We start from the raw sequence: 14,288 nt of genomic DNA, 5'->3' as shown, positions 1-14,288 counted from the left end.
TGTTTGGCTGGTACGTATGGGCGCAGACAGGGACAGGGCGGGGGATCCGGTGAACGACGGGGCGGACGGGGCGGCGGGTCCTTCGGGTGGTGCGGGCGACGAGGACGGCGGTCGCGTCCTACGGCGTGACGATGCCGTCCGGGCCGCCGTCGAGCAAGGACTCCTCACGCCGGGAACCCCCATCGTCGCGCTCCTCGACGTCCCCGGCATCCGGGCCTCCGCCGCCGCACTGCGGGCCGCCTTCGACGCGGTGACCGCTCCCGGCACCCCCGTGCTGCACGCCTTCGCCGTGAAGGCGACCCCGCTCGTGCCCGTCCTGCGGCTGCTGCACGAGCAGGGCATCGGCGCGGAGGTGGCGAGCCCCGGAGAGCTCGCCCTCGCCCGGGCGGCCGGAGTACCGCCGACGCGCACCGTGCTCGACTCCCCGGCCAAGACGCCCGCCGAGCTGCGCGAAGCACTGGCGCTGGGCATCGCGGTCAACGCGGACAACCCCCAGGAGCTGGACCGCATCGACGCGCTGGTGCGGTCCGCGGCCACCGGCTCCCCGATCGGAATCCGGGTGAACCCGCAGGTCGGCGGGGGTTCGATCGAGGCGCTTTCCACCGCGACGGCGACCTCCAAATTCGGGGTCGCGCTGCGGGACGAGGGGGCGCGGGAGTGGATCGTCCGGGCGTACGCCGACCGCCCCTGGCTGACCCGGCTGCACGCGCACACCGGGTCGCAGGGCATCCCGCTCTCGCTGATGGCGCAGGGCGTGGCGGAGACGTACGCGCTGGCCGAGGAGATCAACCAGCGCCTCGGGTGCCGGCAGATCGACACGATCGACATCGGCGGCGGGCTGCCGGTCAACTTCGGTTCCGACGCGACGGCCCCGACGTACGCGCAGTACGCGCGGCTGCTCGCCGAGGTGGTGCCGGGGCTGTTCGACGGGCGGTACGGGCTGGTCACCGAGTTCGGGCGGTCGCTGCTCGCCAAGCACGGGACGGTCCTCGCGCGGGTCGAGTACACCAAGTCCGCCGGGGGCCGGGCGGTCGCGGTCACACACGCGGGCGTGCAGATCGCCGCCCGCACGGTGTACGCGCCCGCGTCCTGGCCGCTGCGGATCGCGGCGTACGACGCGAAGGGGCGCCCCAAGTCGGGGCCGGATGTCGTCCAGGACGTCGCGGGCCCCGCCTGCTTCGCGGGCGACCTCCTCGCCGAGGGACGCGCGCTGCCGCTGCTCGAACAGGGCGACTACGCGGCCGCGCTGGACACCGGCGCGTACTACTTCGCCCACCACTACGCGTACAACTCCCTCGCCCGCCCGGGCATCCACGGCTTCGCACCCGACCGCGAGGGCGGCATCCACTTCGCCGTCGTACGAGAGCCGCAGACCCTCGACGAGATCGTCGCGGAGTCGGGCGGGGCGCACCCTTCGGCGCTCACGGGGCTCTAGCGCGCCGGAGCGCGCAGACCATTTGGCCGCGTCCGACGGACCACGCCCGCGGGGTGTCCTGACCCCCGCCCGGCAGTCGGCACCCTCCCGAGCAGCCAAGTCACCCTGACTCGGCGCTGAATACACTCCGCGCGCCCCGGCGCACCCGCACGCGCCCCCGGCCAAGACTTCGCGACGGCTTCAACCGGCCAGAAAATATGGTCAGTTGACCCACCTTAGTCACCTCGCGGCATGTTCCTCAGGAAAATGCCAGAACCCTCACCCCCGGCGCACACGTTGCGTAACTTCGGCGTCACTCGGCCGAACCCTTGGCGGGAGGGGAGACACGGTGCCCGGAATCGACGAGTGCCTACTGGAAGCCATGACACTGCCCGGTGCCCGGGGTGCCGCGGTGGTCGACTGGACCAGCGGCCTGGCCCTGGGCACCGCGGGGGACGCTCCGGGCGGTGACCACGAGACGACCGCGGCCGAGGCCGCGGAGCTGGCGCGGCTCGCCGCGGAGCACCGCGCGTTCGCCCCGGCCGACGGCTCCGACTGGTCCGACCGGGAGACACCGGTCGAGGACCTGATCGTCAGCAACCGGGACAGCTACCACCTGCTGCGCTTCGTGAGCACCACCTTCGACAGCAGCGTGTTCCTGCACCTGTGGCTGGCCCGCGCGGACGGCAACCTCGCACTGGCCCGCATCCGCCTCGGCGAGCTGGCCGGACGGCTGGTGCTCGGGTGACGACGGTCAGGACACCACCTCCGCCCCGACTCCCCCTGCGGGACAGGGCGGCCGACACCGGCGGCGTCTCGCCGATGCTGAGCCGGCTCGCCGCCGAGCGGGCCACCGGCGTCCTCATACGCGAACGCGGCACGCTCTACCTCGCCGACGGCGACGTGGTGCACGCCGAGAGCCCCGCCACGCCAGGGCTCGACGTGCTGTTCGCCGCCCGTGGGGTGCTGGACGCCGAGGTCTGGCGGGAGGCCGTCGCGGCAGCCGGCGCACGCCACCGGGTCGGACGTTTCCTGGTCGACACCGGCCGGATCGCTGAAGGGGCGCTGGAACTGTGCCATCTCGGTTCGCTGTACGACGCGGCGTACTTCGTGCTCGGGGCGAGCAGCACCCCGACCCGCTTCCGCTACGGGGCCGCGCACTGGCTCGGCATCGTCCGACCGGTGCCGGTGGCCGCGCTGGAGCGCGAGACCGTGCGCCGCCGTGAGCTGCTGCACCACATCTGGCCCGACCCGGCGACGGACACCGCACCGCTGGTGCGCGCCCACCTCGCCGCCGGGCCGTCGGTGCCGCTGCGCCAGGAAGCCGTACTCGTCCGGGTGGACGGCGTGCGCACCGCGGCGGACGTCTCGCTCGCCCTGGGGCGGCCCGCGTTCCACACCCTGGTCGACCTGCGGCGGCTGGCCGCCGCCGGGCTCGTGACGGCGGCGGCCCCGGCGCAGCAGCCTCCCGTGCCCAGTGTGCTCACGCAGCCCTCGGCCGATCCCGACGTGGCTCTGCTGCGGCGACTCAGAGACGCATTGGAGGCCCTGTGAGCACCGACGAGCGGGAGGCCTAGTGATCCGCGCGCTACGACAGCGTGCCGAGAGGAGACTGCTGATGGCGGCGGAGCCCGAAGTCCTCGACGAACTCCACCGGTTGAGGGCCCGAGTACCCCAGCTGACCGGGGCGCTGGCGGCCAGCGCCGACGGTCTCGTCCTCGCCCACGACACCCCCGGCGTGGAGCCTGACGGCCTGGCCGCGCTCACCGCGGCCGCGCTGGGCGTCGCCGTACGCATGGCGGACGCCACCGGGCAGGGCGACTTCCGCGAGCTGCTCGTGCGCGGCGTCCACGGCTATGTGGCGACGTACGCGGCAGGCACCTCCGCCGTGCTGACCCTGCTCGCCCAGGACCGGGTGAACGTCGGGCGGCTGCACCTGGAGGGGCGCCGCTCCGGCACCCGGATCGGGGAGCTCGTGGACGCCGCGACGGCGCGCGGCGAACCGGTCACCTCGGCGAGGGCTCCGGCGAAGACCGCCGCCGCCCCCTCGCGCAACCGGACGGCGCGCGGCACGGCGAGTCAACGCACGGCCACCGCCACGACCCGAACCCCCAACACCCCCACCACATCGGAAAGTTGAAAGGAACCAAGACACCATGGCAAATACCGAAACCGCGCTGAAAGAGGCGCTCGCCTCCATCGAGGGCGCGACCGGAGCCGCCCTCGTCGACTACACCAGCGGAATGGCGCTGGGCACCATCGGCGGCAGCAAGAGCTTCGACCTCAACGTCGCGGCGGCCGGCAACACCGACGTCGTACGCGCCAAGCTGCGCACCATGGAGCACCTCGGGCTGAAGGGCGAGATCGAGGACATCCTGATCACGCTGTCCGACCAGTACCACCTGATCCGGTTGATGAAGGGGCGCGGCGGCAACGGCCTCTTCCTGTACCTGGTGCTCGACGTCAAACGGTCCAACCTGGCGATGGCCCGCCACCAGCTGCGCAAGATCGAAGCGGACCTGGAGGTGTAAACCGAGCCGACGGCCGACGGCTGCTACAGCTGACAGCTGCCGCAGCCAGGGCCGTCAGTGGCGCCGCGCTCCGCCGGGCGCGGCGTCGCCCGCCGCCACTCCGGTGGCCCGGCAGGCCTTGACCGGCTTGCCGGCGGGGGCGCCCGCGCCCCTGCCGAGCCAGTCGACGCGCACCCAGATCAGCTCCTGCCCGGCGCGTTCACGGCGCCCGAGCCAGCCGGCCTTCACCCACAGGCCGGCGCCCGCACCCGCGATCAGCATGCCGCCCGCCGCGGGCACCGCGAACGAGCTGCCCAGCGCGCCCGCGAAGGCGAGCAGCAGCCACCAGCGATGGCCCCGGCGCCAGTTCCGTACGGTCACCGCACGGTCCTGGAGCACGTCGTGCTTGCCGGCGCGCGCGGCGGAGCGGGCCAGTGCGACGTACCGCTTCCTGCGTGTGTACGCCACGACGACGGCCGTGACGATGAACAGCACAGCTCCGGCCATGACCCCGATCCGGCGCCCGGTCAGCCCCGGCAGCAGCAAGCCGATACCCGCCGCGAACACCCCGCACCACCACAGCGGTGCGGCACCGGCCCTGACGACGACAGCCACCCGGGCCAGTCCCTGCCCTCCGCGCACCACGTTCCGCCTCCTCGTGTGTCCCAGCTCTCCGGGCGGGCACGCTAGCGAGCGAAGGTGAGACGAACCTGAGAAGCACGGCCGCTCAACCAAACCGTGACTACCGCACGGCAGGTCCGGGCCTACTCCACGAACAGTCCCCGGGCCGTGGCCCGCACGTCGAACTCCTCGAGGCGCGCCTGCGCGTCCGGCAGGTCGTCGCACATCGCTTCCAGGAGGACGCGGCCCAGCAGCATCGGCGCGCAGGCCGTGTCGAAGGCGAGGCCGGTGCCGACGGCGGCCGGGAGCAGCAGGTCCGACACCTTCGCCACCGGCGCGAACGCCGAGTCCGCGACGGTGACCACCGTCAGTCCCGCCTCCTTCGCGTACGCCAGCGAGTCGACGACCTCACGCGGGTGCCGGGGCAGCGCGAAGCACAGCAGGGCCGTGGCCCCGGCGCGTACGGCCGCGTCGATGCGGTCGTGGAGCATCGTGCCGCCCTCGTGCAGCAGCCGTACGTCGGGGTGGACCTTGGCGGCGAAGTACGCGAAGCCGTACGCCTGGGAGGCGGCGGCCCGCAGACCGAGTACGGGGAGGGGCCTGCTCGAAGCGAGGAGACGCCCGGCGCGCGCCACCGGACGCGGGTCCGCCAGTACCTCCGCCAGGTGCTTCAGGTTCTCGATCTCGGCCTCGACGGCCTGCTGGTACTCGTTGTACGAGGCGGAGGCCGCGGTCTGCTCGGTGGGCGCGACCTCGCGCAGGTGCTTTCGCAGCGCCGGGTAGCCGTCGAAGCCGAGCGCGACCGCGAAGCGGGTGACGGAGGGCTGGCTGACCCCGGCCAGTTCGGCGAGCTCGACGCTCGACAGGAACGGCACGTCGGCGGCGCGCCGCACCATGCTGTGCGCGATGCGCCGCTGGGTCGGCGTCAGCCGGTGCCCCTCGAAGAGCGCCTGAAGCCGTGCGGCGGGACTGTCCGTCGTCATACCGCTGCTCCCGTCAACACCCTTGGTCCCGTCCGCACTTGCGTCCACGCCGTTCATGACGCGCTCCCCCTCCAGATGTCCGTGAACCGGTCGAGCAGTGCGGCCGCCGTGCCCACGTCGTCGGTGAGCGGCCGGTCGGCCTGTTCCGGGTCGAGCACCGACTCGGCCAGCTCCAGCGCCCGCCCGGCCGGCAGCTCCGGGTCGGGCCGCAGACCGCGCTGGCGCAACGCCCGTACGGCGGCGACCAGTTCGCAGCCGACGACAAGACGGTACGCACCGCACGCCCGCAAGGTCTGACGTGCGGCGAGCGAGGCGAAGCTCGCCTGCTCCTCGACGCCCCGGGAGAGTACAGCGTGGCCGAGCGAGGCGGGCGCCGAGAAGGCCCGCAGGTCACCGAGGGCGGCCGCGGCGGCGTACTCCAGGATCATCACGCCGGAGGACGCGGGCTCGCTGTCGGCGAGGAAGGGGCGCAGGCGGGTGTAGGCGGGCTCGTTGAGGGTGGAGAGCCGGGAGGTCGACAGTCGGGCCACCTGGGTGACGGCCAGCCTGAAGTGGTCCAGGGCGAGGGCGAGTTGGGCCTGGTAGAAGCCGCCGTGGTGGTAGGCGGCCATGTCCTCGGGGCAGATCAGGGGGTTCTCGGCGGCGGCGTTGATCTCGACGGTGAGGACGTCCTCCAGTGCGTCCGCCGCGTCCTGCGCGGGCCCGTGGATCTGCGGGACGCACCGGAAGCCGTACGGGTCCTGGATCCGCCCGAGCGGCGGCACCGGCCGGTCCGCCGCACCGATCAACTCCCGCATCCGCCGGGCCACTTCGACCGATCCGCGGTGCGGGCGGGCGGCGTGCACGGGCTCCGCGTACGCCTCGTGCGACCCGTCGACGGCGAGCAGCGACAACGCGGCGACGACCTGCGTGGCCCCGATGAGCCCACGCAACTCGTCGAGGGCCAACGCGGCCTGCCCGAGGGTGAGCGCGTTGCTGCTGATGAGCGCGAGGGCATCGTTGTTGTCGAGCGGCTGAGGCTCGGGGCCCAGCCCCTCGGGGGACCGCCCTTCAGGGAACTGCCCGGCGCCCGCCTCGGCGGACCGCCAAGGATGCTCCCCCGCCAACGCCAGCCCCACCTGTGCCAGCGCCGCGATATCCCCCGTGCCCACGGACCCGAACTCGTTCACCACCGGGTACGCCCCGGTCTCCAGCGCCTCGCAGAGCGCCGTGACGACGGTGGGCCGGAGCCCGGCTCCGCCCGCGAGGAGCTGGTTGGCGCGTACGGCGAGCATCGCGCGGACCTGCCGGGCCGGCAGTTCCTCGCCGATGGCCCCGGCGTGGCTGCGCAGGAGCCGCAGACCGTGTCCCGCGGCGGACGCCGTCGGCACGTCCTCGTTCCGGTTGGCGCCCACTCCGGTGGAGCGGCCGTACACGCGGCCGCTCGCGGCGATCTGCCGGGCCGCGTCCCAGGATTCCTCGACGCGCTTCATCGCTTCGGTGCCGGGAACCGGCCGCGCGGCCCCGTCGGCGAGCCGGACGACGTCCGCGACGCCGGTGCTGCAGCCGTCCAGCACCACGAGGCCGGCCGTCACCCCACTCGGCACGTCCACATTCCGAGACGACATAGAGCGCTAACTCCCCTCAATCCGGACATTGGATCTTGCCTGGCGGTCATAAGTAACCAGCGATTAACACCGGACCGTTGACAACCTATTCAGGTACAGAGAACTCTGCATGACGATATGCAGACCGGGCAAGGGACACCTCATGATCCAGTTCGACACGGTCCACAAGCGTTTCCCCAACGGCACCACAGCAGTCCACGACCTCTCCCTGCAGATGCCGGAGGGCGGCGTGACCGTACTCGTCGGATCTTCCGGTTGCGGTAAGACGACCACCCTCCGGATGATCAACCGAATGGTCGACCCGACCTCCGGGACCATCCGGGTCGGCGGCAAGGACGTCCTGGAGCAGGACGCCGCCGAGCTGCGCCGCTCCATCGGCTACGTCATCCAGCAGTCGGGGCTGTTCCCGCACCGCACGGTGCTCGACAACATCGCGACCGTGCCGCTGCTCCTCGGCTGGGGCCGCAGGAAGGCCCGGGCGAGGGCGGCCGAGCTGCTCGAGACCGTCGGCCTCGCCGCCGACGCCGGCAAGCGGTTCCCGCACCAGCTCTCCGGCGGCCAGCAGCAGCGCGTCGGCGTGGCCCGCGCCCTCGCCGCCGACCCGCCGGTCCTCCTCATGGACGAGCCCTTCGGCGCGGTCGACCCGGTCGTCCGCACCCAGCTCCAGGACGAACTGCTGCGGCTCCAGAAGGAGTTGAGCAAGACCATCGTCTTCGTCACGCACGACGTGGATGAGGCGGTACGCCTCGGCGACCAGATCGCGATCTTCCGCACGGGCGGCCATCTCGTCCAGTGCGCCGAGCCCGCCGAGCTCCTCGCCCGCCCCGCGGACGACTTCGTCGCCGACTTCCTGGGCGCCGAGCGAGGCCTCAAGCTCCTCTCCCTGAAGACCCTGGCGGGCCTCCCCCAGGCCCCCGCCCCCGAAGGCGGCACCTGGGAACTCGTCCTCGACGGCGCCCGCAGGCCCCAGCACTGGCGGTCCAAGGAAGCCGAACTCCCCGTACGGCCCCTCAAGGACACCGACACCCTCCTCGCCGCGCTCAACGAGTCGATCGCGTCGCCGACCGGCCTGGTGGCACGTGTCGACGCCACCGGCGTCCTCACCGGCGTCACCTCCCGCGACGACATCCACCAGCACGCGGGCAACGCGCACACCGAAGCGCGAGTGGCCATATGACCATCGACTGGTCGTGGATAGGCGACCACACCGACGACCTCACCACCCTCACCGTCTCCCACCTCCAAGCGGCCCTGTCCGCGGTCTTCTTCGGGCTGCTGATCTCCCTCCCGCTGGCCGTGGTCGCGCACCGGATCCGCCCCCTGCGCGGTCTCCTCCTCGGCCTCTCGAACGTCCTGTTCACGATCCCGTCGATCGCGATCTTCGTACTCCTGCTCCCGGTGTCCGGCCTCACCCGCACCACCACCGTCATCGGCCTGACGATCTACACGCTGGTCGTCCTGCTCCGGAACACGGTCGAGGGCCTCGACTCGGTCCCCGCGAAGACCAAGGAGGCCGCGAAGGCGATGGGCACCCGCCCCCTGCGCACCCTCCTCACCGTCGAACTCCCCCTCGCCCTCCCGGTGATCATGGCGGGCGTCCGGATCGCGACGGTCATGTCGATCTCGCTGGTCTCGGTGGCGACGTACATCGGCGACGGCGGACTCGGCCAGCTCTTCACCGACGGCTTCCAGCGCAACTTCCCCACCCCGGTGATCGTCGGAGTGGTCCTGACGCTCCTCCTGGCGCTGGTGGCGGACGCGCTCCTGGTGGCCGTGCAGTACGTACTCACCCCGTGGACGAGGCGGCGAGCCTGATGTTCGAACTCTTCAAGAACCTCGGCAGCTGGCTGACCAGCGGCACGATGTGGTCCGGCACCGACGGCATCGCGCACCGCCTCGCCGAGCACCTCCAGTACTCACTCCTCGCGACGCTCGTCGCCACCGCGATCGCCCTCCCCGTCGGCCTGCTCATCGGCCACACCGGCAAGGGCGCCTTCCTCGCGATCAACCTGTCCTCCTTCGGCCGCGCGCTGCCCACCGTCGGCCTGGTCGTGCTCGTCTTCCTGGCCAGCGGCCTGTCCATGTGGCCGGTGTACATCGCGCTCGTCGCCCTCGCGGTCCCGTCGATCGTCACGAACACGTACGCCGGCATGACCGCCGTCGACCCGGACGTGAAGGACGCGGCCCGCGGCCAGGGCATGCGCTGGCACCAGGTCCTCTTCCAGGTGGAACTGCCCCTCGCGCTCCCCCTGATCATGACGGGCCTGCGCCTCGCGCTGATCCAGGTGGTGTCGACGGCCACGGTCGCCGCGTACGTCAGCTTCGGAGGCCTGGGCCGCTTCGTCTTCGACGGCCTCGCCCAGCGCGACCTCGTGCAGGTACTCGGCGGCGCCGTCCTGGTCGCCGCGGTCGCCGTGGTCCTGGACCTCGCCCTCTCCGCGCTCCAGCGCATCCTCTTCCGCCACCGCCCCGCCTAGGAGCACAGCCATGAACCGTCGTACTCTCCTCGGCGCTCTCGCCGGAGCCGCCGTCTCCGTCCCCGTCCTCTCCGCCTGCAGCAGCGGCATCACCTCGCTCGACGGCGGGGGCAGCGCGGGCTCGGGCAGCGGTTCCAGCGCGGACGGCGTCACCATCGGCACCGCCAACTTCACCGAGAACCAGGTGCTCGGCTACCTCTACGCGGCCGTCCTGGAAGCGGCGGGCGTCACGACGAAGGTCCGCCCCAACCTCGGCACCCGCGAGATCCTCATCCCCGCGCTCAAGGGCGGCGACATCGACCTGCTCCCCGAGTACCAGGGCGCGCTGCTGCACTACCTCGCCCCGAAGGCGACCGCCACGGAGGAGGGCGAGATGCAGAACGCCCTCGCGATCGCGCTCCCCGCGGGCCTCCAGATCCTCCCGTACGGCATGGCCGAGGACTCCGACGCCTTCGTGGTCACCCGGGAGACCGCGAAGAAGTACGGCCTGACCTCCCTCGCCGACCTGAAGAAGCAGAACGGCAAGCTCGTCATCGGTGCCGCGCCCGAGGTGAAGAAGCGCGAGGTCGGCGCGGTCGGCCTGAAGGAGGTGTACGGGGTGGAGTTCAAGGAGTTCAAGTCCCTCGACTCCTCCGGTCCGCTGGTCAAGGGCGCGCTGAAGAAGGGCGACGTGGACGTGGCGAACCTCTTCACCACGGACACGGACATCGTGGCCAACGACTGGGTGGTGCTGACCGACCCCAAGAACCTCATCCCCGGCCAGCACATCGTCCCCCTGATCGCCGACCGCAAGGCCGACTCCACGGTCCGCAAGGCCCTCGCCGAACTCGGCAACGTCCTCACCACCGCCCAGCTCACCGAACTCAACCGCCAGGTCGACAAGGACAAGAAGGACCCCGAGGACGTGGCGAACGCGTACGCCAAGCAGCACGGGCTGGCCAAGTAGGGGCGGACGCCCTCCTGAGCCCTCGTGCCGGACGGGGGTGGAGCCCACTTCGAACAGGGGGGCTAACCCCAGTGCGACGGGGGCTGCGGCTCCCTAACGTGGGCATCATGACCGGTATGGATGCCCGCGGCGACGCCGAACTGAAGAAGGAACTCGACGCCACCTTGCACGCACGCAAGGAGTTGGGCGAAGAGTACGAGCCCGCGCTGATCGACTCCTTCCTGGAGAAGGTCGAACAGCGCGTCGATGGCGCGGTCGACCGCCAGGTACGCCGCCAGCTCGCGGAACAGCAGATGGTGGTGGCCCGCGGCGCGCGCTCACCCCAGTCGTCCGATTCCTTCGGGGAGCGGTTCGGCTTCGGAATCGTCTCGCTCGTTCTCGCGATCCCCCTGTCCGGAATCGGCGGCGGTGTCGCGGGCCTGCCCGGCCTCCTGGTCGCCTGGGCGGGCATCGTGGGAGTCAACGTGGTCCAGGCCGCGCGCCTCTCCCCGAACTTCTTCGGCAGGCGCCGCAAGTCCTCCCAGGACAGCGACTGGGAGGCCTGACCCGTCTTCGAAGCGACGACGGCCGCAACCGTCAATTGAGGAACCACGACCGTGAGCAACCAGCTCCGCGAGAGCGGCGCCGGTTTAGGCGCAAAAAGGGGCCCGGCACCTATTGCAGGTGCCGGGCCCTTCGAGGTCTTGCGCGGGGACCGCCGCACCCCCGATACCGGGGGGCGGGACGACGGCGGTCCCCGCGAGGGACGCGTGCCGGGTCAGGGCCAGGCGTGCGCGTCCGTGGCGTCCATGGAGGTCCGGGAGCCGCTCCGGAGGTCCTTGACGCCGTTTTCGGTGCCGGCCGGGGCGGGGAGCCGCTCCCGCCCTTGCCGACACCCACTAATGTGCCGGACCCGTGTTAAGCGGGTGCTGCGCGGACGTGACACGCTCGTACCACTTCCGCGAAGTTCCCCGCCGAAACCGCCGTTCAGAGGATTTCTCGCAGCTCGGCCCCGGACAACCGGCCACTCTTACTTCCTGGCCCCGCCCTTGGCGAGGAAGGACAGCAGGTCCTGGCGGCTGACGACGCCGGTGGGCTTGCCCTCGACCAGGACGATCGCGGCGTCGGCAGCGCCGAGCACGGTCATCAGGTCCCCGACCGGCTCACCGGAACCGACCTGCGGCAGCGGCGCCGACATGTGCTTCTCGAGCGGGTCCTCCAGGGAGGCCCGCTTGGTGAACAGCGCGTCGAGCAGCTCCCGTTCGACGACGGACCCGATGACCTCGGCGGCCATCACGTCCGGGTGCCCGGCGCCCGGCTTCACGATCGGCATCTGCGAGACGCCGTACTCGCGCAGCACCTCGATCGCCTCGCCGACCGTCTCCTCCGGGTGCATGTGGACGAGGGAGGGGATGTGGCCGTGCTCCTTGTCGTCGAGGACGTCGGCGACACGCGCGTTGGGACCCGAGTCCTCCAGGAACCCGTAGTCGGCCATCCACTCGTCGTTGAAGATCTTGCTGAGGTATCCGCGCCCGCTGTCGGGCAGCAGGACGACCACGACGTCGTCGGGCCCGAGCCGCTCGGCCACCCGCAGCGCGGCCACGACGGCCATGCCGCAGGACCCGCCGACGAGCAGCCCCTCTTCCTTCGCGAGCCGGCGCGTCATCTGGAAGGAGTCCTTGTCGGACACGGCGACGATCTCGTCGGCCACGGTCCGGTCGTACGCGGTGGGCCAGAAGTCCTCGCCCACGCCCTCGACCAGGTACGGCCGCCCGGAGCCGCCGGAGTACACGGACCCCTCGGGGTCGGCGCCCACGACCTGCACCTTGCCGTCGCTCACGTCCTTCAGGTACCGCCCGGTCCCGGAGATCGTGCCGCCGGTGCCGACGCCCGCCACGAAGTGGGTGATCCGCCCCTCCGTCTGCTCCCACAGCTCGGGGCCGGTGGAGTGATAGTGCGAGAGGGGATTGTTCGGGTTGGAGTACTGGTCGGGCTTCCACGCGCCGGGCGTCTCACGCACCAGCCGGTCGGAGACGTTGTAGTACGAGTCCGGGTGCTCGGGGTCGACGGCGGTGGGGCAGACGACGACCTCGGCCCCGTACGCCCGGAGCACATTGATCTTGTCGGTGCTCACCTTGTCGGGGCACACGAAGATGCACTTGTACCCCTTCGTCTGCGCCACGATGGCGAGCCCAACTCCCGTGTTTCCACTGGTCGGCTCGACGATCGTGCCCCCCGGCTTGAGGGCGCCGCTCTCCTCCGCGGCCTCGATCATGCGCAGGGCGATGCGGTCCTTCACAGACCCGCCGGGGTTGAAGTACTCAACCTTCGCCAGGACCGTCGCCTGGATACCTGCGGTCACGTTGTTGAGCCTCACCAGCGGGGTGTTGCCGACGAGGCTGATCATCGAGTCGTGGAATTGCACCGTTGTCTCCGGAGCTGTGTTTCAAGAGGGATGGTTCCGTCAGCGTAAGGCGTCGGATGACCGTTCACGCACAGTTGAGATTGGGGGACGGCCTTCACGGGGCAAGCACTGGATGTACGGCTATGAGGAGGTGGCGGCGGCACATGGCGGGCTTGTCTAGGGCGAGGGTGGCACGCCGGATCGCGGCGGGCGCGGCGTACGGCGGCGGCGGGATCGGTCTGGTGGGCGCGGCCGCGATCGGTCTGCTCCTTGCCGAGGTGCAGATGGCGAAACGCGTGGTGGGCAACGGACACACGCCTCACGCACCGCGCGGAGAGGGCCTGTACGGGTACGGGTACGCCGGGCAGGACGGTCCGCCGCTGCGGCTGACCATGCTCGGTGACTCCACGGCCGCGGGCCAGGGTGTGCACCGGGCCCGGCAGACTCCCGGCGCGCTCATCGCGTCCGGGCTCGCGGCGGTCGCCGAGCGTCCGGTGGAGCTGAGCAACGTGGCGCTGCCCGGGGCGCAGTCGGACGACCTGGACCGCCAGGTGGGGGTGGCCCTCTCGGACACCTCCCGGGTGCCCGACATCTGCGTGATCATGATCGGCGCGAACGATGTGACGCACCGGATGCCGCCGACGCGTTCCGTACGCCACCTGTCATCGGCGGTACGGCGGCTGCGTACGGCCGGTGCGGAGGTCGTGGTGGGCACCTGTCCCGACCTGGGCACGGTCGAGCAGGTGCAGCAGCCGTTGCGCTGGCTGGCGCGGCGGGCCTCGCGTCAGCTCGCCGCCGCGCAGACGATCGGTACGGTCGAGCAGGGCGGCCGCACCGTCTCGCTGGGCGACCTTCTCGGCCCCGAGTTCGAGGCGAACCCGCGGGAGCTGTTCGGCCCCGACAACTACCACCCCTCGGCGGAGGGGTACGCCACCGCCGCGATGGCCCTGCTCCCCACGGTCTGCGCCGCCCTCAACCTCTGGCCTGCGGAGGACGAGCGTCCGGACGCCTCGCGCCGCGAGGGCTTCCTGCCGGTCGCCCGCGCGGCCGCGGAGGCCGCCTCCGAGCCCGGCACCGAGGTCACGGCCGCCATGCCCACGGGCCCCCGCGGCCCCTGGGCCCTCCTGAAACGCCGCCGCCGACGCCGCGTCCCGGCGACGGACCCGGCCCCGGCGCCGTCGACGTAAGGGGCAGTTTTTCGCCCCCTCCGCCCCTACCCATTCCCGTCACTTGGGGGCTCCGCCCCCAAACCCCCGCTCCTCAAACGCCGGAGGGGCTATCTCCAGCCCGTCCGGCGTTTGAGGACGAGGCCGTTCAGGCCGACAGCGGGGGTCTGGGGGCGGCAGC

The 14,288-nt window shown here is 71.8% G+C and carries 15 protein-coding genes; 11 read left to right on the top strand and 4 right to left on the bottom strand.

Annotated elements, in window-relative coordinates:
- The first annotated feature begins 16 nt into the window (after positions 1–16).
- The 5 genes from OG246_RS13395 to OG246_RS13375 all read left to right on the top strand — a co-directional run bounded on the left by OG246_RS13395 (position 17) and on the right by OG246_RS13375 (position 3,945).
- Entirely contained in the window at positions 17–1,435 is a 1,419-nt protein-coding gene (locus OG246_RS13395) for a diaminopimelate decarboxylase (protein WP_266460552.1), read from the top strand.
- A gap of 328 nt (positions 1,436–1,763) precedes the next feature.
- Positions 1,764–2,162, top strand: a complete 399-nt coding sequence (locus OG246_RS13390) for a hypothetical protein (RefSeq protein WP_266460549.1) — start codon at positions 1,764–1,766, stop codon at positions 2,160–2,162.
- The gene (locus OG246_RS13385; RefSeq protein ID WP_266460546.1) at positions 2,159–2,968 is read left to right on the top strand and encodes a transcriptional regulator; all 810 of its coding nucleotides are present in this window, start codon (positions 2,159–2,161) and stop codon (positions 2,966–2,968) included. Before OG246_RS13390 ends, OG246_RS13385 begins: the two co-directional genes overlap by 4 nt.
- A gap of 64 nt (positions 2,969–3,032) precedes the next feature.
- Complete coding sequence (locus OG246_RS13380; protein WP_266460543.1) at positions 3,033–3,554, top strand: roadblock/LC7 domain-containing protein; 522 nt, start codon at positions 3,033–3,035, stop codon at positions 3,552–3,554.
- A 16-nt stretch (positions 3,555–3,570) separates the two neighbouring features.
- The gene (locus OG246_RS13375; RefSeq protein WP_266460540.1) at positions 3,571–3,945 is read left to right on the top strand and encodes a hypothetical protein; all 375 of its coding nucleotides are present in this window, start codon (positions 3,571–3,573) and stop codon (positions 3,943–3,945) included.
- A 54-nt stretch (positions 3,946–3,999) separates the two neighbouring features.
- On the opposite strand, the gene OG246_RS13370 is transcribed toward OG246_RS13375, so the two are convergent.
- From OG246_RS13370 to OG246_RS13360, 3 genes are all read right to left on the bottom strand, one after another.
- Entirely contained in the window at positions 4,000–4,569 is a 570-nt protein-coding gene (locus tag OG246_RS13370; RefSeq protein WP_266460537.1) for a hypothetical protein, read from the bottom strand.
- Positions 4,570–4,688: 119 nt separating this feature from the next.
- Positions 4,689–5,528 carry a MurR/RpiR family transcriptional regulator gene (locus tag OG246_RS13365; protein WP_266460534.1) on the bottom strand — a complete coding sequence of 280 codons (840 nt, stop codon included), beginning with the start codon at positions 5,526–5,528 and terminating at the stop codon, positions 4,689–4,691.
- Between the two features lie 53 nt (positions 5,529–5,581).
- Entirely contained in the window at positions 5,582–7,135 is a 1,554-nt protein-coding gene (locus OG246_RS13360; protein ID WP_266460532.1) for an aromatic amino acid ammonia-lyase, read from the bottom strand.
- A 142-nt stretch (positions 7,136–7,277) separates the two neighbouring features.
- On the opposite strand from OG246_RS13360, the gene OG246_RS13355 reads away from it, so the two are divergent.
- From OG246_RS13355 to OG246_RS13335, 5 genes are all read left to right on the top strand, one after another.
- The gene (locus OG246_RS13355) at positions 7,278–8,312 is read left to right on the top strand and encodes an ABC transporter ATP-binding protein (protein ID WP_266460530.1); all 1,035 of its coding nucleotides are present in this window, start codon (positions 7,278–7,280) and stop codon (positions 8,310–8,312) included.
- Positions 8,309–8,950, top strand: a complete 642-nt coding sequence (locus OG246_RS13350) for an ABC transporter permease (protein WP_266460528.1) — start codon at positions 8,309–8,311, stop codon at positions 8,948–8,950. Before OG246_RS13355 ends, OG246_RS13350 begins: the two co-directional genes overlap by 4 nt.
- Positions 8,950–9,612, top strand: a complete 663-nt coding sequence (locus OG246_RS13345) for an ABC transporter permease (RefSeq protein ID WP_266464176.1) — start codon at positions 8,950–8,952, stop codon at positions 9,610–9,612. Before OG246_RS13350 ends, OG246_RS13345 begins: the two co-directional genes overlap by 1 nt.
- A 10-nt stretch (positions 9,613–9,622) precedes the next feature.
- Entirely contained in the window at positions 9,623–10,558 is a 936-nt protein-coding gene (locus OG246_RS13340; protein WP_266460527.1) for an ABC transporter substrate-binding protein, read from the top strand.
- A 107-nt stretch (positions 10,559–10,665) separates the two neighbouring features.
- Positions 10,666–11,103, top strand: coding sequence for a hypothetical protein (locus OG246_RS13335; RefSeq protein ID WP_266460525.1), 438 nt, complete (start codon positions 10,666–10,668; stop codon positions 11,101–11,103).
- 464 nt (positions 11,104–11,567) lie between these two features.
- Here OG246_RS13335 and OG246_RS13330 read toward each other — a convergent pair whose 3' ends face one another.
- On the bottom strand, positions 11,568–12,962 hold the full coding sequence (locus tag OG246_RS13330; protein ID WP_266460518.1) for a cystathionine beta-synthase: 1,395 nt from the start codon (positions 12,960–12,962) through the stop codon (positions 11,568–11,570).
- Between the two features lie 143 nt (positions 12,963–13,105).
- Here OG246_RS13330 and OG246_RS13325 point away from each other — a divergent pair, with 143 nt between their 5' ends.
- A complete protein-coding gene (locus OG246_RS13325; RefSeq protein ID WP_266460516.1) occupies positions 13,106–14,128 on the top strand; it encodes an SGNH/GDSL hydrolase family protein in 1,023 nt (340 codons plus the stop codon).
- Positions 14,129–14,288 lie beyond the last annotated feature (160 nt).

The organism is Streptomyces sp. NBC_00620 (assembly GCF_026341825.1).
Classification (GTDB): Bacteria; Actinomycetota; Actinomycetes; order Streptomycetales; family Streptomycetaceae; genus Streptomyces.
Note: the sequence above shows the minus strand (reverse complement) of the source record. Positions and strands in the feature narration are given on the sequence as shown.